The organism is Streptomyces sp. NPDC048361 (assembly GCF_040651795.1).
Lineage (GTDB): Bacteria > Actinomycetota > Actinomycetes > Streptomycetales > Streptomycetaceae > Streptomyces.
In genome coordinates, this window is the sequence record NZ_JBEZKW010000012.1 from 50,189 (window position 1) to 74,740 (window position 24,552).

The 24,552-nt window shown below is 70.7% G+C and carries 26 protein-coding genes; 17 read left to right on the forward strand and 9 right to left on the reverse strand.

Annotation, left to right across the window (positions count from 1 at the left end):
- Window positions 1-3: 3 nt before the first annotated feature.
- From AB0D31_RS09370 to AB0D31_RS09395, 6 genes are all read left to right on the forward strand, one after another.
- Window positions 4-1,017: an alcohol dehydrogenase catalytic domain-containing protein gene (locus tag AB0D31_RS09370; protein WP_362719292.1), complete on the forward strand. Its 1,014-nt coding sequence runs from the start codon at window positions 4-6 to the stop codon at window positions 1,015-1,017.
- Window positions 1,018-1,227: 210 nt separating this feature from the next.
- Window positions 1,228-2,217, forward strand: a complete 990-nt coding sequence (locus tag AB0D31_RS09375; protein ID WP_362719294.1) for a hypothetical protein — start codon at window positions 1,228-1,230, stop codon at window positions 2,215-2,217.
- Between the two features lie 5 nt (window positions 2,218-2,222).
- Window positions 2,223-3,338, forward strand: a complete 1,116-nt coding sequence (gene chvE / locus AB0D31_RS09380) for a multiple monosaccharide ABC transporter substrate-binding protein (RefSeq protein ID WP_362719297.1) — start codon at window positions 2,223-2,225, stop codon at window positions 3,336-3,338.
- Between the two features lie 47 nt (window positions 3,339-3,385).
- Window positions 3,386-4,906: a multiple monosaccharide ABC transporter ATP-binding protein gene (gene mmsA, locus AB0D31_RS09385; protein ID WP_362719501.1), complete on the forward strand. Its 1,521-nt coding sequence runs from the start codon at window positions 3,386-3,388 to the stop codon at window positions 4,904-4,906.
- 5 nt (window positions 4,907-4,911) lie between these two features.
- Entirely contained in the window at window positions 4,912-6,147 is a 1,236-nt protein-coding gene (gene mmsB / locus AB0D31_RS09390; protein WP_362719300.1) for a multiple monosaccharide ABC transporter permease, read from the forward strand.
- A gap of 37 nt (window positions 6,148-6,184) precedes the next feature.
- The gene (locus AB0D31_RS09395) at window positions 6,185-7,342 is read left to right on the forward strand and encodes an aldose epimerase family protein (RefSeq protein WP_362719302.1); all 1,158 of its coding nucleotides are present in this window, start codon (window positions 6,185-6,187) and stop codon (window positions 7,340-7,342) included.
- Between the two features lie 62 nt (window positions 7,343-7,404).
- On the opposite strand, the gene AB0D31_RS09400 is transcribed toward AB0D31_RS09395, so the two are convergent.
- Entirely contained in the window at window positions 7,405-8,247 is an 843-nt protein-coding gene (locus AB0D31_RS09400; protein WP_362719305.1) for an SMP-30/gluconolactonase/LRE family protein, read from the reverse strand.
- Window positions 8,244-9,014 (reverse strand): IclR family transcriptional regulator, encoded by a 771-nt coding sequence (locus AB0D31_RS09405; RefSeq protein ID WP_362719308.1) that lies wholly within the window; start codon window positions 9,012-9,014, stop codon window positions 8,244-8,246. Before AB0D31_RS09405 ends, AB0D31_RS09400 begins: the two co-directional genes overlap by 4 nt.
- 292 nt (window positions 9,015-9,306) lie before the next feature.
- On the opposite strand from AB0D31_RS09405, the gene AB0D31_RS09410 reads away from it, so the two are divergent.
- From AB0D31_RS09410 to AB0D31_RS09425, 4 genes are all read left to right on the forward strand, one after another.
- Entirely contained in the window at window positions 9,307-9,915 is a 609-nt protein-coding gene (locus tag AB0D31_RS09410) for a hypothetical protein (RefSeq protein ID WP_362719311.1), read from the forward strand.
- A complete protein-coding gene (locus AB0D31_RS09415) occupies window positions 9,902-10,726 on the forward strand; it encodes a class F sortase (RefSeq protein WP_362719313.1) in 825 nt (274 codons plus the stop codon). Before AB0D31_RS09410 ends, AB0D31_RS09415 begins: the two co-directional genes overlap by 14 nt.
- Window positions 10,727-10,810: 84 nt before the next feature.
- Window positions 10,811-11,893, forward strand: a complete 1,083-nt coding sequence (locus AB0D31_RS09420) for a dihydrodipicolinate reductase (RefSeq protein ID WP_362719315.1) — start codon at window positions 10,811-10,813, stop codon at window positions 11,891-11,893.
- A complete protein-coding gene (locus AB0D31_RS09425) occupies window positions 11,890-12,369 on the forward strand; it encodes a carboxymuconolactone decarboxylase family protein (protein WP_362719317.1) in 480 nt (159 codons plus the stop codon). Before AB0D31_RS09420 ends, AB0D31_RS09425 begins: the two co-directional genes overlap by 4 nt.
- 43 nt (window positions 12,370-12,412) lie before the next feature.
- Here the strand turns inward: AB0D31_RS09425 and AB0D31_RS09430 are convergent, their stop codons facing one another.
- Entirely contained in the window at window positions 12,413-14,059 is a 1,647-nt protein-coding gene (locus tag AB0D31_RS09430) for a GMC oxidoreductase (RefSeq protein ID WP_362719320.1), read from the reverse strand.
- 133 nt (window positions 14,060-14,192) lie between these two features.
- Window positions 14,193-15,257 carry an NAD(P)/FAD-dependent oxidoreductase gene (locus tag AB0D31_RS09435; RefSeq protein WP_362719323.1) on the reverse strand — a complete coding sequence of 355 codons (1,065 nt, stop codon included), beginning with the start codon at window positions 15,255-15,257 and terminating at the stop codon, window positions 14,193-14,195.
- A gap of 81 nt (window positions 15,258-15,338) precedes the next feature.
- On the opposite strand from AB0D31_RS09435, the gene AB0D31_RS09440 reads away from it, so the two are divergent.
- On the forward strand, window positions 15,339-15,935 hold the full coding sequence (locus AB0D31_RS09440; protein WP_362719326.1) for an XRE family transcriptional regulator: 597 nt from the start codon (window positions 15,339-15,341) through the stop codon (window positions 15,933-15,935).
- 93 nt (window positions 15,936-16,028) lie between these two features.
- Here AB0D31_RS09440 and AB0D31_RS09445 read toward each other — a convergent pair whose 3' ends face one another.
- Window positions 16,029-16,817: a LysR family transcriptional regulator substrate-binding protein gene (locus tag AB0D31_RS09445; protein ID WP_362719329.1), complete on the reverse strand. Its 789-nt coding sequence runs from the start codon at window positions 16,815-16,817 to the stop codon at window positions 16,029-16,031.
- Between the two features lie 58 nt (window positions 16,818-16,875).
- Between AB0D31_RS09445 and AB0D31_RS09450 the strand changes: the two genes are divergently transcribed.
- From AB0D31_RS09450 to AB0D31_RS09470, 5 genes are all read left to right on the forward strand, one after another.
- Window positions 16,876-17,292, forward strand: coding sequence for a DUF5997 family protein (locus AB0D31_RS09450; protein WP_362719332.1), 417 nt, complete (start codon window positions 16,876-16,878; stop codon window positions 17,290-17,292).
- 284 nt (window positions 17,293-17,576) lie between these two features.
- Window positions 17,577-18,089, forward strand: a complete 513-nt coding sequence (locus AB0D31_RS09455) for a hypothetical protein (protein WP_362719335.1) — start codon at window positions 17,577-17,579, stop codon at window positions 18,087-18,089.
- Window positions 18,090-18,176: 87 nt separating this feature from the next.
- Window positions 18,177-18,677 carry a hypothetical protein gene (locus tag AB0D31_RS09460; RefSeq protein WP_362719337.1) on the forward strand — a complete coding sequence of 167 codons (501 nt, stop codon included), beginning with the start codon at window positions 18,177-18,179 and terminating at the stop codon, window positions 18,675-18,677.
- A gap of 157 nt (window positions 18,678-18,834) precedes the next feature.
- Window positions 18,835-19,284 carry a MarR family transcriptional regulator gene (locus AB0D31_RS09465; RefSeq protein ID WP_362719340.1) on the forward strand — a complete coding sequence of 150 codons (450 nt, stop codon included), beginning with the start codon at window positions 18,835-18,837 and terminating at the stop codon, window positions 19,282-19,284.
- A gap of 287 nt (window positions 19,285-19,571) precedes the next feature.
- Window positions 19,572-20,159, forward strand: coding sequence for a hydrolase (locus tag AB0D31_RS09470; RefSeq protein WP_362719342.1), 588 nt, complete (start codon window positions 19,572-19,574; stop codon window positions 20,157-20,159).
- Window positions 20,160-20,186: 27 nt separating this feature from the next.
- Here AB0D31_RS09470 and AB0D31_RS09475 read toward each other — a convergent pair whose 3' ends face one another.
- Window positions 20,187-20,687 carry a flavin reductase family protein gene (locus tag AB0D31_RS09475; protein WP_362719504.1) on the reverse strand — a complete coding sequence of 167 codons (501 nt, stop codon included), beginning with the start codon at window positions 20,685-20,687 and terminating at the stop codon, window positions 20,187-20,189.
- 263 nt (window positions 20,688-20,950) lie between these two features.
- Between AB0D31_RS09475 and AB0D31_RS09480 the strand changes: the two genes are divergently transcribed.
- Window positions 20,951-21,298, forward strand: a complete 348-nt coding sequence (locus AB0D31_RS09480; RefSeq protein WP_362719344.1) for a PRC-barrel domain-containing protein — start codon at window positions 20,951-20,953, stop codon at window positions 21,296-21,298.
- A gap of 165 nt (window positions 21,299-21,463) precedes the next feature.
- On the opposite strand, the gene AB0D31_RS09485 is transcribed toward AB0D31_RS09480, so the two are convergent.
- From AB0D31_RS09485 to AB0D31_RS09495, 3 genes are all read right to left on the reverse strand, one after another.
- Window positions 21,464-22,405: a cation diffusion facilitator family transporter gene (locus AB0D31_RS09485; RefSeq protein WP_362719347.1), complete on the reverse strand. Its 942-nt coding sequence runs from the start codon at window positions 22,403-22,405 to the stop codon at window positions 21,464-21,466.
- A gap of 103 nt (window positions 22,406-22,508) precedes the next feature.
- Window positions 22,509-23,801, reverse strand: a complete 1,293-nt coding sequence (locus AB0D31_RS09490) for an SRPBCC family protein (protein ID WP_362719350.1) — start codon at window positions 23,799-23,801, stop codon at window positions 22,509-22,511.
- A complete protein-coding gene (locus AB0D31_RS09495) occupies window positions 23,785-24,498 on the reverse strand; it encodes a DNA primase (protein WP_362719352.1) in 714 nt (237 codons plus the stop codon). Before AB0D31_RS09495 ends, AB0D31_RS09490 begins: the two co-directional genes overlap by 17 nt.
- Window positions 24,499-24,552 lie beyond the last annotated feature (54 nt).

The window sequence follows — 24,552 nt, forward strand, 5'->3', positions numbered from 1 at the left end:
GGAATGAACAGCCGCTCGATCGTCGTCGACGCGCCGGGCAGCCATCGCCTGGTCACCCGCGAGCGCCCCGAGCCGGGCCCGGGCGAGGTGGTGGTGCGGGTCGCGGCCGCGGGCATCTGCATGAGCGACCGCGAGGTGTACGAGGGCCGCCGCGCCCCGGGCTACGTCCGCTATCCGCTCACGCCCGGCCACGAGTGGTCCGGGATCGTCGAGGCGGTGGGCCCGGGTGTCGACGACGCCCTGCTCGGGCGCGGCACGGTCGCCGAAGGATTCCGCAGCTGCGCACGGTGCGAGCGGTGCCGCAGCGGTGAGACCTCACTGTGCGAGGGCCCGTACGCCGAGACCGGGTTCACCCACCCCGGTGGCTTCGCCGACCATGTGGCGGTGCCCGCGCGGCTGCTGCACCCGCTGCCGGACGACGTGGACCTGCCGGCCGCCGCCCTCCTGGAGCCGGCGGCGGTGGCCGCGGCCGCCGTACGGGCCGGGGCGCCCGAGCCGGGCGAGCGGGTCGCCGTGGTGGGCGCGGGAACGCTCGGGCTGCTCGCCGTCCAGCTCCTGGCCAACTACTCCCCCGGCGAGCTGACCGTGATCGATCCCCGAGCCCAACGGGCCGATACCGCACGGCAGATGGGGGCGACCGATGCCCGCACCCCCGAGCTGTCCCACGAGGTGCGCGGCCGCTTCGACCTGGTGGTGGAGACGGCGGGCGCGCCGGCCACAGCGGCCGACGCGACCCTGCTCGCACGGCGCGGCGGCCGGGCCGTGCTCACCGGCATGTTCGCCCCCGGTGCCACCGGCATCGACCCCGTCCACCTTTCCCTGAGCCAGCTCACCGTGCGCAGCGTCTTCGGAGCCCCGTCCGCGGCGTGGTCGTTCGCCGTGCGGGCGTACGTCCGGGGGCAGATCGACCCGGCCGCGCTGATCACGCACGAGTTCCCCCTGGAGCGGTTCGCCGACGCACTCGCCCTGGTAGGCGGCGGAGCCCCCGATACCGGGAAGGTCCTGCTGCGCCCCTAGGCCTTGTCTTCCACTCCCTGGTTCCCCCTGGTGCGCGCCGTGGCGCCAACCGGATTCCCGTACCCCAAGATCCGAACCACGTTCGATATACCGAACATCCCCTGACCCCTGACCCCCGCCCCCCGACTCCCGTCTTCCGACTCCCGGCCGCTGACTCCCACGCCCCCGATTCCCGACTCCCGACTCCGCAGACGCAAGGAATTGACGCCCGTGAACAACGCTTCACCTCTCCTGCGCGCGCCGGCGGGGCCCCGCCGCCCCGGCGAGCGCGCCCTGGCGGAGCTCGGCCTGGCCGCGCCCGCCGCCAACCCCGCCGACGCCTCGCCGCACACCTTCCCCGACGCGGGCGCCTGGCGCACCGAAATCCCCTCCGTGGAGGGCCCCGAGGCGCTCGCCGTCGTCCTCGACGAGTCCGCGCGGCTCGACGTGCCCGTGCACCGGGTCAGCCAGGGCAGCGGCGTCTGGATGCTCTCCGACGCCGAGATCACCGAGATGGCCGGGGCGTGCGCGGCACGCGGCATCGAGCTCTGCCTGTTCACCGGGCCACGCGGCACCTGGGACACCGGTGGCTCCACCCGGACCGGCTCGGGTGGAGCGGGACTCCGCGCCCGGGGCCAAGACGCGCTCGCGGGCTGTCTCGAAGATGCCCTGCGCGCAACGGAGTTGGGGGTGTCGTGTCTGCTCGTGGCCGATGAGGGCGTGCTGTGGAGTCTGCACCGGCTGCGCGAGCGCGGCCTGTTGCCGGCCGGCACCACGCTGAAGGTGTCGGCTCTGATCGGCCCGGTCAACCCTGCTTCCGTCACCGTGTACGAGCGGCTCGGCGCCGACTCCGTCAACGTGCCGTCCGATCTGACGGCCGCTCACCTCACGGAGATCCGCCGGGTGTCCGGAGTCCCGCTCGATCTTTACATCGAGGCTCCGGACGACCTCGGCGGCTATGTGCGGATGTACGAGGCGGCCGAGCTGATCCGCCGCGCCGCCCCGCTGTATCTCAAGTTCGGGCTCTCCAAAGCGCCCGGAATCTACCCCTACGGCGCCCATCTGCGCGACGTCGCCCTGAACACCGCGCGCGAACGCGTACGCCGGGGCCGGCTCGTGCTCGATCTGCTGGCGCGGCACGGCGCCGACGGCGGCATGTCTCCGCTCGGCTCCCGCCTGCCCGGCCCCCTCAACCGCTTCTCCGTGAACCCGAAGGACTGATGACCATGCGTCACATCCGCCCGAACAGAGCAGCTCTTGCCCTCGTCGCCGGCTCCCTCGTCCTCGCCCTCGCCGCCTGCGGGCAGAGCAGCGAGGGCGGCGGCAAGGACACCGGGAAGGGCGGCAAGGGCTCCACCATCGGCATCGCCATGCCGACCAAGTCGTCCGAGCGCTGGATCAACGACGGCGACAACATGGTCAAGCAGTTCCACGCCCTCGGCTACAAGACCGAGCTCCAGTACGGCGAGGACAACGTCGACCAGCAGGTGGCCCAGATCGAGAACATGATCACCAAGGGTGTCGACGTCCTGGTGATCGCCGCCATCGACGGGCGGGCCCTGAGCGATGTGCTGCGGCAGGCCGCCGATCAGCACATCAAGGTCATCGCCTACGACCGGCTGATCCTCGGCACGCCGAACGTCGACTACTACGCCTCCTTCGACAATGAGAAGGTCGGCGTGCTCCAAGCCTCGTACATCGTCGACAAGTTGGGGCTCAAGGGCGGCATCGCGAAGGGCCCGTTCAGCATCGAGCTGTTCGCCGGGTCGCCCGACGACAACAACACGCGCTACTTCTTCCAGGGCGCCCTCAAGACGCTCCAGCCCTACCTCGACAAGAAGCAGCTCGTCGTCCGGAGCGGTCAGACGCGGCTCAATCAGGTGACCACCCTGCGCTGGGACGGCGCGACCGCCCAGAAGCGCATGGACGACCTGCTCACCAAGGCGTACTCGTCGGCGCGTGTCGACGCCGTGCTCTCGCCGTACGACGGGATCTCGATCGGCATCCTGTCCGCGCTGCGCTCCGGGGGCTACGGGACGGCGGCCAAGCCCTACCCCGTCGTCACCGGCCAGGACGCCGAGGTGGCGTCGGTCAAGTCGATCATCGCGGGTGACCAGACGCAGACGGTCTACAAGGACACCCGGGCCCTGGCGAAGCAAGCCGTGCAGATGGCCGACGCCGTGCTCAACAACAAGAAGCCCGAGGTCAACGACGTCAAGACCTATGACAACGAGAAGAAGGTCGTGCCGGCGTTCCTGCTCGACCCGGTGAGCGTCGACAAGTCCAACTACCGCTCCGAGCTGGTGGATTCGGGCTACATCAAGGCAAGTGACCTGAAGTGAGCGACGGGCTGCACAAGGGGCCGGCCCCTGGAGCGCCGGTCCTGGAGATGCGCTCCATCGTCAAGACGTTCCCCGGTGTCCGGGCGCTGTCGGACGTGTCGCTCACGGTCGCCGATGGCGAGGTGCACGCGATCTGCGGGGAGAACGGCGCGGGCAAGTCGACCCTGGTGAAAGTGCTCAGCGGGGTCCATCCGTACGGCAGTTACGAGGGTGACATCCTCTTCCAGGGCGCACCCTGCGCCTTCAAGGACATCCGGGCCAGTGAGGCGCGCGGCATCGTCATCATCCACCAGGAACTCGCCCTGGTGCCCTATCTGTCGATCGCGGAGAACATCTTCCTCGGCAACGAGCACGCCACCCGTGGCGTCATCAGCTGGCACGAGACCCTCCGGCACGCGGCACTCCTTTTGGAGCGGGTGGGTCTGAAGGAGCATCCCCAGACCCGGGTCGCGGACATCGGCGTCGGCAAGCAGCAGTTGGTGGAGATAGCGAAGGCGCTGTCCAAGGAGGTGAAGCTGCTCATCCTGGACGAGCCGACCGCGGCGCTCAACGACGAGGACAGCGCCCATCTCGTGTCCCTGGTACGGGAGTTGAAGGGCCAGGGCATCACGTCCATCGTCATCTCGCACAAGCTCAACGAGATCGCGGCGGTCGCCGACTCGGTCACCGTCATCCGGGACGGCCGCACCATCAAGACCCTCGACGTGAAGGACCCGGCGGCCACCGAGGACCGGATCATCCGGGCCATGGTCGGCCGCGACCTCGACCACCGCTTCCCCGAGCGGTCCACCTACGAGGGTGACCCGGACGCGCACCCCGCCCTCGACGTGCGCGACTGGACCGTGCACCACCCCATCGACCAGCAGCGCAAGGTCGTCGACGCCGTCTCCTTGCAGGTGCGGCGCGGTGAGATCGTGGGCATCGCCGGTCTGATGGGCGCCGGCCGCACCGAGCTCGCGATGAGCCTGTTCGGCCGCTCCTACGGGCGCAACATCAGCGGCACCGTACGCAAGGACGGCCGTGAGATTCGTACTCGCACCGTCCCCGAGGCGGTGGGCCATGGCATCGCCTATGTCACCGAGGACCGCAAGCGGTACGGCCTCAATCTCATCGACACCATCGCCCGCAACATCAGCACGGCCGCACTCGGCCGGGTGTCGCGGCGTGGCGTGGTCGACGAGCACGAGGAGCGCCGGGTCGCCGAGTCCTACCGCCGGTCCATGAACATCAAAGCGCCCACCGTCTTCGAGCAGGTCGGCCGGTTGTCGGGCGGAAACCAGCAAAAGGTCGTGCTCAGCAAATGGATCTTCGCCGGTCCCGATGTGCTGATCCTCGACGAGCCGACCCGTGGCATCGACGTGGGTGCCAAGTACGAGATCTACACCGTCATCGACCAGCTCGCGGCCCAAGGCAAGGCGGTCGTCTTCATCTCCTCGGAACTCCCCGAACTGCTCGGCATGTGCGACCGCATCTACACGATGGCGGCCGGCCGGCTCACCGGTGAGGTTCCGCGGGCCGAGGCGACCCAGGAAGTGCTGATGCGCCACATGACCGAGAACAAGAGGTAGTCGCCATGGGTCCGGTCACCACCGACACCCCCGGGAGCGCCCCGCCGGCGCCCGTTTCACCGCGCCCGTCGCCCGCCACGCTGCTGCTCGGCGCGGCCCGCCGCAATCTGCGCCAGTACGGGATGCTCGTCGCGCTCGGCCTGATCGTCGTGCTGTTCCAGATCTGGACCGGCGGGGTGCTGCTCAAACCGAACAACGTCACCAACCTGGTGCTCCAGAACAGCTACATCCTGGTCCTCGCGATCGGCATGATGATCGTCATCATCGCCGGCCACATCGATCTGTCGGTGGGTTCACTCGCGGCCTTCGTGTCGGCGGCGTGCGCCGTGATGATGGTCGAGCACCGGGTGCCCTGGGTGCTCGCCCTCGTCGTGGCGCTGGCCATCGGGGCGGTCGCGGGCGCCTGGCAGGGGTTCTGGATCGCCTACGTGGGGATACCGTCGTTCATCGTCACTCTGGCGGGCATGCTGCTGTTCCGCGGCAGCACCCAGATCCTGCTCGGCTCGCGCTCGCTCGGCCCGTTCCCCGAGGGCTTCCAGAAGATCTCCACGGGGTACCTACCGGCATTCGGCCCCGACACCAACTACCACAATCCGACACTCCTGTTGGGGCTTGCCCTCATCGTCGTCGTCCTGGTCCAGGAGGTACGGTCGCGGCGGCGTCAGCGGGCGTACGAGCTCGATGTGCTGCCCAGGCCGCTGTTCCTCGCGAAGTGCGCGGCAATGGTGGCCGCCGTCCTCGCCTTCACGATGACCCTGGCCAGCTACCGGGGCGTCCCGGTGGTGCTGCTCCTGCTCGCCGCGCTGCTCATCTGCCTCGGCTTCGTGATGCGTAACGCGGTCGTGGGGCGCCATGTGTACGCGCTGGGCGGCAACCAGGCGGCAGCGAAGCTGTCTGGCGTCAAGGACAAGCGGGTCACCTTCTCCGTCTTCGTCACCATGGGCGTACTCGCGGCGCTGGCCGGTGTGGTCTTCGCGGCCCGTCTCAACGCGGGCACCCCCAACGCGGGCGTCAACTTCGAACTGGAGGCGATCGCCGCGTCGTTCATCGGCGGCGCGTCGATGAGCGGCGGCGTCGGCACGGTGTTCGGTGCCGTCATCGGCGGCCTGGTGCTCGGCGTGCTCAACAACGGCATGTCGCTGGTCGGCGTCGGCACGGACTACCAGCAGGTCATCAAGGGGCTCGTGCTGCTTGCCGCGGTCGGCTTCGACGTCTACAACAAACGCAAGGTCGGCTCGTGAGTCCCTCTCCCTTTCCCCTTCACGAAGGAGCCGCTCCATGAACACCAGCAGACGCGCCGTACTCGCGGCCGGCGCGGCGGGACTGGCCGCGACGACGACGCTCACCACCGGCGCCCCCGCCCAGGCCGCGCCGCGCCACTACCCCTCGAAGCGGCACTTCGGCACCCTGGCCGACGGCACGGCGGTGGACGTGTGGACCGTCACCGGCGGCGGCACCCGCCTCCAGATCCTGTCCTACGGGGGTGTGGTGCACCGCCTCGAAGTCCCCGACCGCAACGGCCACTTGGCCAACATCGCGCTGGGCTTCGACAACCTTGCCGATTACGTGGCGAAGAGCCCGTACTTCGGCGGACTCATCGGCCGGTACGGCAACCGCATCGCGGCCGGACGGTTCACCTTGGACGGTCACACCTACCAACTCCCGCTCAACGACGGCGCGAACAGCTTGCACGGCGGCACCCAGGGCTTCGACAAGCGGATGTGGCAGGTGGAGCCCTTCACCCGGGGCGGGGACGCCGGCCTGGTGCTGACCCGGGTCTCCCCGGACGGCGAGATGGGCTATCCCGGCACCCTGAAGGTCCGCGTCACGTACACCGTGACGGCGCGCGGCGACTGGCGGATCGACTACGCGGCGACGACGGACCGGCCGACGGTCGTCAACCTCACCAGCCACACCTACTTCAACTTGGCCGGGGAGGGCAGCGGTTCCATCGAGAGCCATACCCTGGAACTGGCCGCCGCGCGCTACACGCCCGTCGACGCCGGCCTCATCCCGACCGGTGAGCTCGCACGGGTGGCGGGCACGCCCTTCGACTTCCGCAGGGCGAAGCCGATCGGCCGGGACCTGCGCCGGGGCGGCGAGCAATTGGTGTACGCCAAGGGGTACGACCACAACTGGGTCCTCGACAAGGGGATTTCGACCACTCCCGGCCATGCCCTCACCCTGACCGACCCGCCGTCGGGCCGGGTGATGCGGATGTACACGACCGAGCCGGGCCTGCAGTTCTACAGCGGCAACTTCCTCGACTCGACCCTGGTGGGCACCGCGGGGCACGCCTACCGTCAGGGCGACGCACTCGCCCTGGAGACCCAGCACTTCCCCGACTCCCCCAACCACCCCGCGTTCCCGTCGACGGTGCTGCGCCCGGGCACGACATACCGCACCTCCACCGTCCACTCCTTCTCCACGCGCTGAGAACGGGTGGTCCGCGTGCGCCCGGCGGAACGTCCGCCGGGCGCAAAGCGCATGACGACCCATCAGCCGGCGAAGGCGAACCCCGGCAGACCGCGCCCCACGCCGGGCAGTACGAGCACCGAGCCGGCGAGGGGCTCGGGCGCGGTCCCGCCGACGCGTGCGGAGGTGACATACAGGTCGGTGAGGTCCCGGCCGCCGAAGGCGCAGGCGGTGGGGCGCCGCACGGGCAGCTCGACGACGAGGACGAGGCTGCCGTCATCGGCGTATCTGCGCACCGCTCCCCCGCCCCACAGCGCGACCCAGACGCCGCCCTCCGCGTCGACGGTGAGCCCGTCGGGGTGCCCGGCGTCGGGCTCGATGGACGCGAACACCCGGCGGTTGTGCGGGAGTCGGCCGTCGAAGTCGAACACGTCGATGTTCCGGGTGGGGGTGTCGATGTAGTACATGAGACGGCCGTCCGGGCTCCAGCCGGTGCCGTTGCTGATGGTCACGCCGTCGAGGACCCCGGTCGTCGTACCGTCCGCGGCGACGCGGGCCAGGGAGCCGCCGCCGGGGGCCTCGTCGTACCGCATCGTCCCGGCCCACAGTGCGCCGTCGGGGGCGACCGCCGCGTCGTTGCCGCGCCGGCCCGGCACGGGGTCGCGGACCAGCCAGCGGAACTCACCCCGCGGGCCGTAGAGGGCGACGCCGTCGCGGAGGTTGACCACGAGGCCGCCCCCGGCCCGCGGCTTCGCCGCGCCGACATGCTGCTCGGCGGCGAGGACGGTACGGCGACCGGTGTCGGGCGCGTAGGTGTGGATCCGCGAGGAGAGGATGTCGACCCAGATGAGCCGTTGGGCCGCCGGGTCCCAGGTGGGCCCCTCGCCGAGCTGGGCCCACTCCCGTACCGCGAGTTCGTACGTCATCGTGCCCCTCGGTGTCCGAGCCGTGCGGACAGGTCTCCCGCGCCCTTCGCGGCGAGCCCGGCCAGCTCCGCCTCGCGCTCCTCGCTCCACCGTGTCATCGGTACGGAGATCGAGAGCGCGGCGACCACCCGCCCGGCCCCGTCCCTGACCGGCGCGGCCACACAGCTGACGTCCGGGTTGGACTCACGGTGTTCGACGGCGGTCCCGCGGGCGCGGATCTCGGTGAGGGCGGCCCGCAGGGCGACGGGGTCGGTGATGCTGTCGGGCGTCATCGCGACGAGGTCGCGCCCCGCGAGCCGGGTGTCGAGTTCCCCCTCGGGCAGGGCGGCGAGCAGCATCTTGCCGACGGAGGTGCAGTGCGCGGGAAGCCGGCGGCCGGCGGCCGAGACCATGCGGACGGCGTGGGTGGAGTCGACCTTGGCGATGTAGATGACGTCGGCGTCCTCCAGGATCGCGACGTGCACCGTCTCGTCGCAGGTTTCCGCGACCTCGCGCGCCACCTGCCGCCCCTCGGCGGCGAGGTCGAGCTGCTCGGCGTACCGGCTGCCGAGCTGGTGGTTGCGGACGCCGAGCCGGTAGCGGCCCGGCTGCTCGGGCACCGGCGCCAGATAGGAGCGGGCCGCCAGGGTGGTGAGCAGCTCGTGCACGGTGGTGCGGGGGAGCTGGAGGCGGCGGATGACGTCGGGCGCGGAGAGGCTGCCTTCGCTCTCCAGGAAGAGTTCGAGGACGTCGAGCGCCCTCGTCACCGCGGGAACCAGTCGGCCCATCGCTCAGCCACCCACCCTCTTCGTTCGAAACTCCGGCCAATGGCCGGGATGACGAACACAGGCTAACCACAGGGGCGTTCGGCGGGCAATGGCCGTGCGCGGCGGCCCTGCCGGCCATGCGGAGCGGGTCCCGCTCGCCGTGCGGAGCCGGTCCCGGGCGCAGCGGATTGCGGCGGACGGGTGATATTCCGCGAGTGTCGCGGCGAGGCTCGGGCGCCGCCGCGCACGACGTGAAAGAGAGTCAGGCACAGGTCCGATTTGTATGACAATCATCCCGACCAGAGGAATGCCCATGCCTGCCCCAGCACTGCACGCCAGCCCCCGTACGCGGCTCGCCGCCGTCGCGGCGCTCACCCTCGCGGCAACCGCGCTCACCTCGGCCCCCGCCGCCTTCGCCGCCCCCGGCGACAACGGCGACATCAAGCTCCACGCGATGGGGACGCCTTTCACCGACCCGCGCGACGAGCCGAAGGTCTGCAACTTCTACCTCGACGCGTTCAACTTCGACACCGCGCAGGCCATCACCTGGAACGTCAACACCCAGCCCGACAGGGCCGGCGGCCCCTCCCTCTCGGGCACCGTCCAGCTCACGACGGGCACCGGCCACACCACGCCGCTCACGCTGCCCAACGGGCAGTACAAGCTCACCTGGACCATCGTGGGCGGCAAGGGCGCGGGCAAGCAGAAGGTCTTCAAGGTCGAGTGCCCGTCCTCTGCGCCCCGCGCGGCGGCGATCGGCGCCTACGGCCCGCCGCACGGCGGGGTACCGGCCGGCGGCGGCGGCCTCGCCGACACTCCGAGCATCCCCCAGGCGGGGGCCGTGGCGGGCGTGGGTCTCGTCGCGGTCGCCGGGGTGCTGTACATCCGCCGCCTTCGCCGTCGCCCCGATGGCGCAGCGTAGACGCGCCCCCATCGCCCGTCGCCGGACGCGCGCCTACCGCCTGACGAGGACGGCGGCCCTGGCCCTGTCCCTGGTGGTGGGCGGCGTCTGGTGGGCCCAGGACGACGACCCCGCCGCACTGTCGGCCGCCGGGCCGATGGACTCCGAGGTGGCCGCCGCCCCGGCGGGCGACAGCCGGGGCGCGGCGTCCCCGCGCCCCACGGCGCCGCCGCCCCGGCCGCTGCCGCCATCGCCCGCGGTCTCGCTCGCGATCCCGTACCTCGGCATCGTGGCGCCGGTCGTCGCCCTGGGCCTCGACGCCCAGCACCACCTCACCACGCCGCCCGTGGACAACCCGAAGGTGGTGGGCTGGTACCGGCAGGGGCCGTCACCGGGCGAGTCGGGCACCGCCGTCGCGGTCGGTCACCGCGACACGAAGACGGGGGCCGCCGTCTTCGTCGAACTGCGGGTACTGCGCCCGGGCCGTCTGGTCGAGGCGCGCCGCGCCGACGGCAAGGTCGCCGTCTACACCGTCGACCGGGTCAAGACGTACGACAAGGCGCACTTTCCCGACCAGGAGGTGTACGGACCGGCGAAACGCCCGGAGCTGCGTCTCATCACCTGCGGCGGCCGGTTCACTCCCAAGGCGGGGTACGAGAGCAACCTCGTCGTCTTCGCCCACCTGACGCGGGTCCGCTCGCCCGCCACCTCCACCGCCGCCACCTCCACCGCCGCCACCACCACCCCAACCGCCGCCGTCGCCCCGCCCGTGGCGCGTCCGCCGCAGCACACGCACAGGGCCGCGCCGCCCCCGCACCGGACCGTGCCGTAGGGGCGCGCGCGGGGGCCCGCACCGGCGGCATCTTTTCCAGGCACGGCTCTAGGAACCTCTGGGCCTTCTCGCTACCCTCCGCGCATGATTCCCACGGTTGTCTGGGGTACCGGCAATGTCGGCCGTGCGGCGATACGTGCCGTCGAGGCCCATCCCGCTCTGCGACTCGCGGCCGTACTCGTCCACGACCCGGCCAAGGTGGGCCGCGACGCGGGTGAACTCGCGGGGGCCGAGGGCGTGTTGGGCGTGGCGGCGAGTGACGACGCCGAGGCGGTCCTGGCCGCACGGCCGCGTGCCGTCGTGTACGCGGCGTCCGGGGACATCCGCCCCGACGAGGCGCTGGCCGACGTCTGCCGTGCGATCCGCGCGGGCGCCGTGGTGGTCACGCCCGCGTTGTACCCGCTCTACGACCACGTCAGCGCACCACCCGAATTCAGGGACCCGGTACTCGCCGCGATCGCGGCGGGCGGCGGGTCCCTCTTCGTCTCGGGTGTCGACCCGGGCTGGGGCAACGACGTACTGCCGCTGCTGATGAGCGGGCTCGGCACCACCGTGGACGCGATCCGCTGCCAGGAGATCTTCGACTACTCCACCTATGAGCAGGAGGAGTCGGTCCGGCATCTGATCGGCATGGGCCATCCGATGGAGTACGAGCCCCTGATGCTCGCGCCGTCCATTCCCACCATGGTGTGGGGCGGTCAACTCCGGCTGATGGCACGTGCGTTGAGCGTCGAGCTCGACGACATCCGCGAGACCATGCAGCGCCGGCCGCTGGACGCCACGGTGAGCACGCGGACGATGGGCACCTTCGCGGCCGGCACCCAGGGTGCGGTGCGGTTCGAGGTCCAGGGCATCGTCGAGGGTGAACCGCGCATCGTCATCGAGCACGTCACCCGTATTCACCCCTCCTGCGCCCCCGACTGGCCGGTGCCGCCCGACGGCGGTGACGGGGCACACCGTGTCGTGATCGAGGGGCGGCCGCGCATCGAGGTCACCGTGGCGGCGACCGACGAGGGCGCGAACCGGTCGGCGGGCGGCAACGCCACCGCGGTCGGCCGCCTGGTGAACGCCGTCGACTGGCTGGTGGCGGCGGAGCCCGGACTCTACGACGCGCTCGACATCCCGCTGCGCCCGGCAGTCGGCAGACTCGGAAGGAAACAACGATGAGGATCGACATCCCCGAGGGGCAGGAGCCGATCGGGTACGTGTGGGGGGACATGGTGCCCGGCATCGGCATGGCCGCCGCGAACTTCTCCCTCTCCGTCTATGCCCACACCACCCTGGGGCTACGGGAGTTCGAGGCGGCGCGGCTGCGGATCGCGCAGATCAACGGGTGCCAGTTCTGTCTGGACTGGCGGACCGACCGGGACGGCGAGAAGGTCGAGGAGTCCTTCGCCGACGCGGTCACCGAGTGGCGTACCACCGACGCGTTCGACGACCGCACCCGGCTCGCCGCCGAGTACGCCGAGCGGTACGCCGTGGACCACCACGGGCTCGACGAGGAGTTCTGGGAGCGGATGACCGCGCACTACAGCCAGGTCGAGATCGTGGAGCTGAGCATGAGCATCGGCTCCTGGCTGGCGTTCGGCCGGCTCAACCATGTGCTCGGCCTCGACTCCGTGTGCGTCCTTCCCACCACCTGACGACGGGGCCGCCCGGCGTCCCGGGCGGCCCCGCGCTGTGCCGTCATGCGAGATCGGCGGCGATGATCTTCTCGATGTTCCGTTCGGCGAGCGCCGTGATGGTGACGAACGGATTGACGCTGGTGTTGCCGGGGATCAGCGAGCCGTCGATGACGTACAGGCCCGGATACCCTTGCAGACGGCCGTAGTTGTCGGTCGCCTTGTTGAGCACGGCACCGCCCAGCGGGTGGTAGGTGAGGGTGTCGTTCCACACCTTGTAGACGCCGAACAGGTCGGTGCGGTAGATCGTCCCCTCCGTCGCGTTGATCTTGTCGAAGATCGTCTTGGCCATGTCGATGGAGGCCTGCTTCCAGGCGGTCTGCCAGTCCAGGTCGACGCGGCCGGCCACGGGGTTCCAGGAGAACGTGCCGCGGTTGGGGTTCTTGGTGATCGACAGGTAGAACGAGGCGTACGTCTCGATGCCGGTGGGCAGCGGTGCCACCTCGGCGAAGGCGCCGCCGGCGTTCCAGTTGTCGATGCCGCCGCACGGGATGGACGCCTGGATCTTGCCGGTGGGATCCCACAGGTAGTTGGCGCGCCCGCACATGACGTTGCCGTTGTCGCCCCAGCCACGGCCGATCTCCCCGTTGAGGCGGGGCAGGGCGCCGGTGGCCTTCAGTTTGACGAGCAGCTTGCTGGTGCCGACGCTGCCGGCCGCGAAGAACACCTTGTCCGCGGTGACGGACTTGGTGGCCGTGACGTCGCCGTTGGTGTTGAGCTGCTCGATGACGACGGTGTAGGTGCCACCGGAGGCCGGGGAGACCGAAGTGACCCGGTGCAGCGGCGAGATGGTGACCCTGCCGGTCGATTTCGCCTGGGCCAGATAGGTCTTCTGGAGCGACTTCTTGCCGTAGTTGTTGCCGTACAGGATCTCGCCCGCGACGGCCGACTTCGGGACGGTGCCGGCCGCCTCCTGCTTCATGTAGTCCCAGTCGTACACGTCGGGTACGAACTCGAAGGGGAAGCCTGAGCGTTGGGCCTGCTTACGGCCGACACGGGCGAACTGGTAGCAGTCCACCGTGTCGAACCAGGCCGGATCGATGAGACCCGAGCCGAGCCCCGCGTTGGCGCGCGGATAGTAGGTGGCGTACATCTCGTCGGGGTTGACCGACGGGAGGATGGCGCCGAAGTTCTCGCGTTTGGGCGTGACCGCCATGCCGCCGTTGACGAGCGAGCCGCCCCCGACGCCTCGGCCCTGGTAGACGGTGATCCCGCTGAAGTCCTCGGCGTCCAGGATCCCGGTGTAGCGGGGGATGGTCTTGTCGATCGGGATGCCGAAGAAGTTGCTCAGCGGCTGCTTGGTCTTGGTGCGCAGCCAGTAGGAGCGGTAGTCCGGCGTCGTCGTGTTGCAGAAGATCTTGCCGTCCGAGCCCGGCGTGTCCCACGCCATGCCCATCTCGATCATCTGCACGTCGACGCCGGCCTGGGCCAGTCGCAGGGCCGCGACCGAGCCGCCGTATCCGGTGCCGATCACGAGGGCCGGCACGTGGGCGCCGTCGCCGATGGCGGCCTTCGGGGCGAAGGATCGCGCCTGGGCCACGGCGCCGTGCCCGATGAGGGCAGCGGCCCCGACAATAGAACCTGTTCCAGCGATGAATCTTCGCCGCGAAACACCCGGGGTGCCCGAAGGTTGCGTGGTAGGGTCACTCATGTGACATTCCTCACTCTCGACGGAGTGAGAACAGGTTCTACTGGCGCAGGCGTGATAAGTCACTAGATACCTGGAGGTAACTTCTGGCTCGTTACGCGCTCTTGAACGAGAGCTTCCACGCCCCGGGCTCGCGTTACAGGCCGTGGCGCCGGTCGCCCAGGACCACCTCGCAGACCTCTCGCTCCAGCCGCGCGGAGAACGGTTCCCTGCGCGCCTCGACGGCTCGGCGGGTCTCCTGCGCGATCAGGTCCGCGTTGATCGCCGCCCCGGCCCGCACCCCGGCGGCGGCCGCCGCGACGACCTGGTCCAGCGGGTTGGCGACATTGCCCGCCACCCACACACCGGGCACCTCGGTGGCGCCGACCGGATCGGCGGCGATATGGGCGCCGACGACGGTTCCGGCCATCTCCAGGTCCATGGGTGCGAGACCGAGCGAAGCGAGCACGCCGGCCCGCGGCCTCAACTTCGTTGCCACCGCGAGTGCCTGACGTGAGATCAGCTGTCCGCTCGCGAGCCGTACGCCGTGCAGGCGTCCGTCGCACGTCTCCAGCGCGGCGACCTCGCCGACCACGACACCGATACCCCTGGCGGCCAGTTCCTCGTACTGCTGCTCGTCCGGCTCGTCCATGGTGTGCAGGAAGAGCGTGACGTCCGCGCTCCACTGCCGCCACAGCAGGGCCTGGTGCACGGCGAGCGGCCCGGTCCCCAGGACGCCGATGGCCTGGTCCCGCACCTCCCAGCCGTGACAGTAGGGGCAGTGCAGTACGTCGCTGCCCCACAGTTCCGCGACGCCGGGAACGTCGGGGAGTTCGTCGACGAGGCCGGTGGCCACCAGGAGCCGGCGGGCGCGCAGCCGTCCCCCGTCGGCGAGGGTGACGCGGAAACCGTCGCCGACGCGCTCGGCGCCCGTCGCGCTTCCGCTCCTCAACTCCCCTCCGTAGCGCCGCACTTCGTCCCGCCCCTTGGCGAGCAGTTCGCCGGGCGGGGTGCCCTCGTGGCCGAGATGGGCGTGGACGCCGCGGGCCGGGGCGTTGCGGGGCTGCCCCGCGTCGACCACCAGGACCGAGCGCCGGGCCCGGCCCAGGGTGAGCGCACCGCTCAGCCCGGCGGCGCCGCCCCCGATCACCACCACGTCGTACACCGTCCGGCGCCCGCTCTCGGGAGTGCTGTCCATCGCGTGTTCCGTTCGCTCGTTCATGTGCGACACCTCCAATGCCGCGATGCTGCGCCTGGACCCGCCGGGTTGACAAAGCTTCTTGCCGATACGGCAAATGGAGTCATGGCTCAAGACGACGACCTCACCGATGTGCTGTCCGGAGTGGGACCACGGCTGCGCGCGCTGCGCCAGGCCAGGGACGCCACGCTTGCCCAGGTCGGCGAAGCGACCGGGATCTCCCTGAGCACGCTCTCCCGGCTGGAGTCCGGACAGCGCAAGCCGACCCTCGAACTGCTGCTGCCGCTCGCCAGGGAGTACCGGGTGCAGCTCGACGAACTGGTCGGCGCCCCCACCACGGGCGACCCCCGCATCCACCCGCGGCCCTTCACGCGGCACGGCCAGACCTTCGTGCCGCTCACCCGCTACCTGGGCGGGCTGCACGCGTACAAGCAGATCATCCCGCCCCGGAAGGCCGCCCAGGACGTACGGCCCGAGCTGAATGTGCACGACGGGTACGAGTGGCTGTACGTCCTGTCGGGACGGCTGTGGCTCGCGCTCGGCGACCACGACCTGATCCTCACCGCGGGCGAGGCCGCCGAATTCGACACCCGCACCCCGCACGGCTTCGCCAACCCGGGCGAGCGGCCCGTGGAGTTCCTCTCCCTGTACGGGGCTCAGGGCGAGCGCATGCACGTACGGGCCCAGCCCACCAAGGGCTAGGCGCGCGCAGACACCACGGCCGCCCCACCGAGGGCTGGACGCACGGGCATGTACGGGCTACTACTTGCTGCGCGATGCCCGGGTCGTGGCGGGTTACTTGCGGCCGCGGGGCTTGCCGCGCTTGGCACCGCTCTTCGGTGCGCCGGAACCGCCCCGCGCGTTCTTGCCGCCGGACTTGCCCGCCGTACCGCCCGAGGGCCTGCCGGCCGTCTTGCGCTGGGCCCCGCCCTTGTCGGCGCGCTTCTGCTTGGGCTGCGGCGGGGTCGGCGTACGGCCGCGGGAGCTGTTCACGGTGCGGCCGCGGACGATTCCGATGAACTCCTCCACCAGGTCGGGCGCGACCTCCTCCTCAGCCCACGACAGGGCGACCCGCGACTCGGGGACACCCGTGACCGTGCGGTAGGTGAGGTCCTTGCGGTGGTGGAGACGGGCGAGTGACTGCGGCACGACCAGCAGCCCGATTCCGGCCGCCACCAGTTCGACGGCGTCCTCCGTGGTGGCGGGGCGCTCGAACGCGGGTTGGCCGGGCGGGCGCTCCCAGTCGAGGGTGTCGTCGAGGGGGTGCAGCACGATCTCGTCGGCCAGCTCCTCCGCGGACACCTCCTCGACCGCCGCGAAGAGGTGGTCCTTGGGAATCACGACGACCGACGTCTCGGTGTAGAGCGGAATCGCGCTGAGACCCGTGCGGTCGACCGGCAGCCGCACGAACCCGGCGTCGGCCTCGCGGCCGCGCAGCAGGGCGGGCGCCTCGGCGGCGGTCACCGTCGTGAGCGTCAGGGGCACGTCGGGCAGCCGCTCGTTCCAGATCCGCACCCACTTGCTCGGCGTCACACCCGGAACGTAGGCGAGCCGGAACGATGGGGGTTCTTCCGAGCCTGTCACCCCGCCAGGTTACCGGTCGTGGTCGGCGGGATCGCACACGCTCGCTACTCTTGACACCATGACGTCGCACCAGACCGCCCAGACGATGAAGCCCGCCACCGCGGCGAAGAAGCTGGGTGTGTACCTCGAAGCCACCCCCGCCGAGTTCCAGGAGGGTGTGGTCTCGCGCACCGAGCTCAACGCGCTGCAGACCGACCCGCCCCAGTGGCTGCAGGACCTGCGAAGCACCGGCCCGCACCCCCGTCCGGTGGTCGCGGCCAAGCTCGGCGTCTCCATCGCGGGTCTTGCGCGCGGCGGGGTCACCGAGGCGCTCACCACGGAGCAGATCGACGCCCTGAAGCAGGAGAACCCGGAGTGGCTCCAGAAGGAGCGCGCCACCCAGGCCGAGGTCCGCAAGGAAACGGTCCGTATCAAGGAGAAGCAGAAGGAGAAGGACGCGCAGCAGGCCGAGGAGCCCCGCAGCCCCCGCTCCTGACCCGCCCGGCGCCCCGGCGCCGCCCGGCCTCGCTCGGCGGCGTCCCCAGTGCCACCCAACGGTGCTTCCGGTGCCGCCCGGCCTCGCCCTTCGTGCGCGAGTGCCGTTCTGTACGAGAGTGCCGCCGATCAGCTGCCCCGCAGCCGGTCGGCGGCACTTCGCGTCCGGGCAGGCACCGGAGACCGTGGTTCCGTCCTGACACCGCATCAGTCACCGACGGCGGTGTCGGCGCCCGGTTGGTCAAGTCACCGTCCGGGAAAGGGCTGTTGGGGCATGATGCCGTCATGGCCGAGATCAGCGAAACCCTGTGGAACGCGGGCGTCACGGCGTCCGACTACGGCGCGGAGAGGTCGACGTACAACGCCGCCGTCTTCGAGCAGTACAAGCTGTGTGTCGAGATGGCGGACCGGGTCAGCGCCCGCCGCAACCTGGCCAACACCTTCTTCGTGACCCTCCACAGCGGTCTGCTCGCCTTCCTCGGCGTCTGGCTGACGCAGCCGCAGCGCGCACGGCCCTCCGTCGTCCTCCTGGTCGGCGGGCTGCTCGTGCTGCTCTCCCTGTGCACAGCCTGGTGGTTCACACTGCGCTCCTACCAGCAGCTGAACAACGGCAAGTTCCAGGTGATCGCCGCCCTGGAGGAGCGCCTGCCGGCCCGCGCCTTCAAGGCTGCCGAGTGGCAGGCCCTCCAGGAGGGCCGCAACTGGAACGCCTATCTGCCGCTGACCCATGTCGAGCGCTGGATCCCCGCCATCTTCGCGACCACCTACGTACTGGGATGTGTCGGCCTCGCAGTGTGATGCCCGGCGTTGGGCCCGAGGGACATCGCTTCGATCGACCGGCCCAGCGCGACGGCCAACCAGAGCCGCCGGAAAGGAAGTTGTCGTGTGACCACGATCGCCGTAACCGGCCACATGGACCTGACCCCCGACAGCGTCGGGCCGGTCCGCGCCGCACTGCGCAAGCTCCTCGACGCGTTCACCCCCGGCCTGGTGGGCCGCTCCTGCCTGGCCCCGGGGGCCGACACCGTCTTCGCCCAGGAGGTGCTCGCCCTGGGCGGCAGGCTGGTCGCGGTCATCCCGTCCCGCGACTACCGCGAGGCAGAGGTAAGCGCGGCCGACCTGGCCCTGTTCGACGCGCTGTGCCGCGCCGCGCAGGAGGTGGCGGTCATGCCGTACGACCACGCGGGGCGCGACGCCTACGAGGCGGCGAACCGGAGGCTGCTCAAGGGAGCCGACCGCTTGGTGGCCGTGTGGGACGGCGGCGCGCCGACGGGGCGCGGCGGCGGGACCGCCGACATGGTCGCCGAGGCCCGGGCGGCCGGGCTGCCGGTCGACGTGGTGTGGCCGCCCGGTTCCCTCAGATCCGGTGGCCCCACCTCGGCATGAGCCACCGGCCCTACGGCCGCCCGCGCGCGCGGCGACCCGCCCGGCAGCCGGGCCCGCATGCGGGCGACCCGCCGGACCGGGCCCGGCTGCGCCCCATCGTTCAGCATCGTTCAGCTCAAACTGGACAGTTTCAACTGAAGACTTTACGGTGGGCGGCATGACCGACACCCCCGAAGGCGTCTCCGCGTCCGCCGTCCGCGCCGCACGCGACCTTCGGGTCGTCTTCAGCCGGCTGCGGCGCAGGCTCCGGGAGGTCGCGGACGTCCAGGACCTCACTCCCTCGCAGGTCTCCGCGCTGACCCTCATCGACAAGGGCGGGGCGGCGTCGGCCAGTGCTCTCGCGGCCACCGAGGGGGTGCGCCCCCAGTCGATGGCCGCGACGCTCGCCGCCCTCGACCAGCAGGGTCTGATCCAGCGCAGCCCTGACCCCGAGGACGGCCGGCGCCAGCTGGTCACCTTGACCGAGGCGGGTCGCGAGCGCGCCGAAGGCAATCGTCAGGCGCGTGCCGAGTGGCTCACGCAGGCGTTCCAGGAGCGCTACACCGAGGACGAGCGCGGCACCATCGCCGAGGCGATGGCCCTGCTGGAGAGACTCGCCCAACCGTGACCCGGCCGGCCAGCGGCCGAGCCCGTCGGGGCGCGCCGGCTCCCTCCGCCGCGCCCGCTTCCCCGCCTCTCCCCCCGCCATGTCGAAGCGGTCGGCCGCGCCCGCTTCCCCGCCTCTCCCCCCGCCATGTCGAAGCGGTCGGCCGCGCCAGTCGGCAAGGCCGATCCAAGACCGATCCACTCGGCCCGGCAAACAAGGCCGGCAAACAAACCCGTTCGACAAGACCAGTCGACAAGACCGGTCACCAAGACCGGTAGGCAAGGCCAGTAGGCAAGAAAGGCATCACCATGGCTCTCACCACTCTCGACCCGCGCACCGCCCTCGTCGTCATCGACCTCCAGCGCGGCATCGTGGCCTCCCCGGCCCAGCCGTACCCCACATCGGAGGTCGTGGCCCGCTCGGCAGAACTCGCCGAGGCCTTCCGTTCGCACGGGCTGCCCGTCGTCCTGGTCCGCGTTTCGTTCGCCGCCGACGGCTCCGACGCGGCCCCGGGCCGTACCGAGACGAGTAACGGGCGGGGCACTCCGCCCGAGGGCTGGGACCTGATCGTCGACGAGCTGGCCGGGCACCCCGAGGACATCACGGTCACCAAGCGCAACTGGGGCGCCTTCTACGGCACCGACCTCGACCTCCAGCTCCGCCGCCGCGGCATCACCCAGATCGTGCTCACCGGGGTCGCGACCAGCATCGGCGTGGAGTCGACCGCACGCGCCGCCCACGAGCACGGCTACCACGTGACCCTGGCCACCGACGCCATGACCGATCTGCGGGCCGACGCGCACCGCAACAGCATCGAGGCGATCTTCCCCCGCCTCGGTGAGACCGGCACGACGGCCGAGATCCGCGAGCTGCTGGCCAAGACCCGCTCGGCCTGACCCGACACCGCCGCAGGGCAGCGCCGGTCAGGCGTCCTGCACCGGGTGGCCCGCTTCGATGCCCTCGCTGTCGCTCAGCCGGAACAACTCCGCGTCCGGCGACGGCGGTTCGGCGGACGCGGCCGCCAAGGGACTGAGCAGGAACCCCACGTGGTCGCCGCCCTCGACGTGGTCTTCCACCCGGCCGACGAACCACGCCGGGACGTCGTCCAGGATCACCGTGCCGCCGGGGCCCTCATGCCAGGCGACGCCGGCGAACTTGTCGACGTCGTCACCGGTCGTGCCGCCGAAGTGCTCCGCCAGGTCGAACTGCGCGCGCGCCAGCTGGTGCACCGCGAGGACTTCGGCCGAACGTGCCACGCGGTACGTCCTGTTGGCGGTGGACAGCCACACCATGAACCGCACCGGCACCATCGAGCACTGCGAAGCGAACCCCACCAGGCACCCGCCCCGCTCCCGACCCGCTACGGCCGTCACCACGTACATCGGGTAATCGAGGTGGTCGAGGAACTCGTCCATGGCACTCACCTGGGCACTCACCGGCTGCAACCCCTCACTTCGTGGTCCGCACACTCTGTCGGGCACGCCACAGGCGTGCCACCCGGCACGCACCGGGTAGCCCGAACGGCTGAAAGAAGCGACGGGCCGGCTCCACGGAGTGTAGGGGCGAGGGCCGGGGGCACCCGGGAGCTTGGCGGGCCGACGGGCCCCGCGTACGAAACGTGGAACACCGAACCGCGTCCGTCGTCCGCATCCCGCCATCACCGTCCATCCGAAGGGAATCCTCCACCATGGAGAACATCTGGGCCTACCCGGAGGCCGCGGCCTACCAGCCCGGTACCGACCTGACCGGGTTCAAGGTCGAGGCGACCGACGGAAGCATCGGCAAGGTCGACAAGTACTCCGAGGAGGTCAGCTCCTCGTACATCGTCGTCGACACCGGTCCCTGGATCTTCGGCAAGCACGTCCTGCTGCCGGCCGGTGTCCTCACGCGCATCGACGCGGTCGAGAAGAAGATCTACGTCGCCTGCACCAAGGAACAGATCAAGGACTCCCCCGAGTTCGACAAGGAGAAGCACCTCGGGGACCCCACGTACCACGAGCAGGTCGGCGGCTATTACGGACGCCCGCACATGTGACGTCCCCGCACACGCGATGCCCGGCCGTCCCGAGCGGCCGGGCATCGTCATGTCTGTGTCTCTGTGCTCCATGTCCGCAGAGTGCTCCATGTCCGCGGACGCGGTACGTCACGTCTGTACGTCACAGCCGTACGTCACCTTTTGTGTGAGCGGGGTGCCCCGCCGTCAGGCCGAGGTGTTGTCCCGCGCGGCGTGCGCCGGCCGTTCCCCGGGCGGGGCGTCCGTGATGTCGAGGAACACATGGTCAGCCTCGGGCCACTCCTCCGCCACGGCCGCCTTGATGCGCTCGGAGACCAGCTCGACATCCTCGCTGTCGAGCCCGGGCCGCAGATCGATCCGGGCGGCGACCAGCGTCGAGTCGAGGCCGAGCCGCATCGTGAGCAGGTCGGCAACGTTGTCGATCTCGGGCTGCTCGTCGAGCAGGGCGCGGATGCGGCGGCGCAGCTCTGGGTCGACGGCTTCGCCGATCAGCTGGTCGCGCGCCTCCTTGCCCAGGCGGTACGCCACGTACACGAGGAGCAGTCCGATGGCGAGCGAGGCGGACGCCTCCCAGACCACTCGGCCCGTGACCATGTGCAGGGTCATGCCTCCCGCGGCGAGCAGCACGCCGAGTACCGCGGTGCCGTCCTCGGCGATGACGGTACGGAGCGCCGGATCTCCGCCGATGCCGCCCTTCTGCCCGCGTACCTGGTACAGGGCCCGCAGCAGCGAGCCGCCCTCGGCGGCGAGGGCGACGCCCAGGACGGACAGCCCCGCGATGTAGCCGCCGGTGGACTCCTGCTCGTTCGAGCCCAGCGCCTCGATGCCCTGGAGGAAGGAGAAGCAACCCCCCATGACGAAGATGCCGACGGCGGCGAGCAGGGACCAGAAGTAGCGCTCCTTGCCGTAGCCGAACGGGTGGCGCTGGTCGGCCGGGCGCCGGCTGCGCCGCAACGCGGCGAGCAGGAACACCTCGTTCATGCTGTCGGCCACGGAGTGCGCCGCCTCCGAGAGCAGTGCGGGCGAACCGGCCAGCACTCCGGCGCCCGCCTTCGCGGCGGCGATGAGGAGGTTGGCCCCCAGCGCCACCAGGACGGTCAACCGGGTCTTGCGGTCCTTCTTGTTCACGGTCACTTTCCCTGCCTCCGCGGCCCGGTGTCCGACATGACGTCACGTCAAAGGTCCCCGGGGGCGGCTCGTGCCGCCCCCGGGGAGGGTCATAGGTGGCGGGTCACCGGCGGCTGCTGCTCCGGCCGCCCGCGTAGGCGCGGCGCTTCTTCGCGGACGACGCCTCCTCGGGGTCGTCGAGCTCGTCCTCGTCGGCCTCCTCCTCGACGGCGCCCTCGTCCTCGTACTCCCCCTCGACGGGCTCGTCGTCCTCGACGGGCTCGCCGTCCTCGGCCGGCTCCTCACCCTCGGCCGGCTCCTCGTCCTCGTACTCGCCCTCGTAGGCGCCGTCGGCGTCCTCGGCGTCCTCGGCGTCGGGGTCCACCTCGTCCTCGTCGTACTCCTGGACGGGCTCGCCCTCGGCCTCCTCCTCAGGCTCCTCAGGCTCCTCGGACTCCTCGGACCCCTCGGCCTCTTCCGGTTCGGTGTCCTCGTTCTCGAACTCGTCGGCGCCCTCGTCGTCCTGCTCGGGGTCGTCCTCGTCCCGGCCGTCCTGCGGCCCGGAGTCCTGCGCGTCCCGCTCCTCTTCCTCGGCGACGGCGTCCTCGTGGCTGACCACGACCTCGCCGTCCCTGATCTCGCCCCGCCAGCCGCCGTCGGCCTCACCCAGCATCGCGATGTGGCGCGCGAAGTTCTTGAGGTCGAGCCGTGCACGTCGGCCCTGGGCGCGCCAGATGTTGCCAGTCTTCTCGAAGAGCCCCTTCGGGTAGTACTCCATGACGAGGAGCACCCGGGTGAGGTTCTCGCCCAGCGGGTGGAAGGTGACGACGCCCTTGACCGTGCCCTTGGCACCCTCAGAGGTCCAGGCGATGCGCGCGTCCGGCACCTGCTCGGTAGTGTGTGCCTTCCAACTCCGGCTGGACCAGAAGACCTTGACCTTCCAGTCCGACGTGGTGTCGTCGGCGACGGTCGCGCTCTTGACGCCCTTGGCGAAGGTGGAGAAGGACGGGAACTGGGTCCACTGGTCGTAGGCGTCGCGCACCGGCACGCCCACGTCCACGGACTCCATGATCACGGTCGGCTTGCGCCCCGCGCCGCCCTTCTTCCGCCCGCCGATTCCCTTGAACATGTCCTTGGCGTTCTCCTTGAGATGAGAGGCGCCCATCTCCACCGCGGCGCGGACGGGCCCCTTGCCCTCGGCGACCTTGCGGCCGCCTTCGAGGGCCAGCTTGGCGAAGCCGGGGCTGCGGCCCTCGGCTATGTCGTTGAGCTTGCCCGTGCTCTCGCCCAGTTTGTGCCCCACACCCACGAGGAGCCGCTCGCCCTGAGCCAGCAGATAGGACTGGAGCTCCGACTTGAGACGATCGGCCGCGGGGTTGTTGACCAGCGGGTTCTTCGACTCAGCCACGGTCGTCACCACCCTTGGCGGTGCGGCGGCTCGCGGTCTTCTTGGCCGTGGCGCGCTTCGCCGTGCGCTGCGTGGTCTGCGCGGTCTTCTTGGCCGAAGTGCCCTTGGACGAGGCCGACTTGGCGGCCGTACCGCCTGCGGAGCGGGACTTGGACGCCGTCCCGCCGCCGCTGGACGACCTGGACGTCGACCGACCCGATGAGGAGCGGCCCGATGAGGAGCGGCCCGACGCCGAGCGGGAGGAGGACGACCGGGAGGAGGAACGCGAAGACGACTTGGCGGGAGCGTCGTCCTCGCCGTCGGACTGTTCGTCCGCGCTCTCTTCCTCCTCGCCCTCTTCGCCCTCTTCGTCCCGTTCGTCCCTGGCGCCGGTCACGCCGGAGAGCACGCCGGACATGCGGTCCTGCACGCCTTGCGTACGATCGTGCAGCCGGTCGGCGAGGCCCTCGATCTGCCGGTTGAGGATCGCGCCGGTCGCGGCCTTGCCGACGCCGCGCATGTCCTCCCTGAGCTGCTCACCGATCTCCTTGAACTGCGGGTTCGCCGCCAGCTGCGCCGCCGCGAAGTCCGCGATCGCGCGGGGGTTCAGTTGCAGGCGCTTGCCCATGACCAAAGTGCCGATACCGAAGGCCAGCTTCGCCTTCTTCGTACGTCCGAGCAGATAGCCCGCGCCTACCGCGAGCCCCAATCCCATTCGATTGTTCATGTCAGACCTGTCCTCTTCTCGTCAGTCTCGCGCGGGGAGCCCGGAAAGGACTCA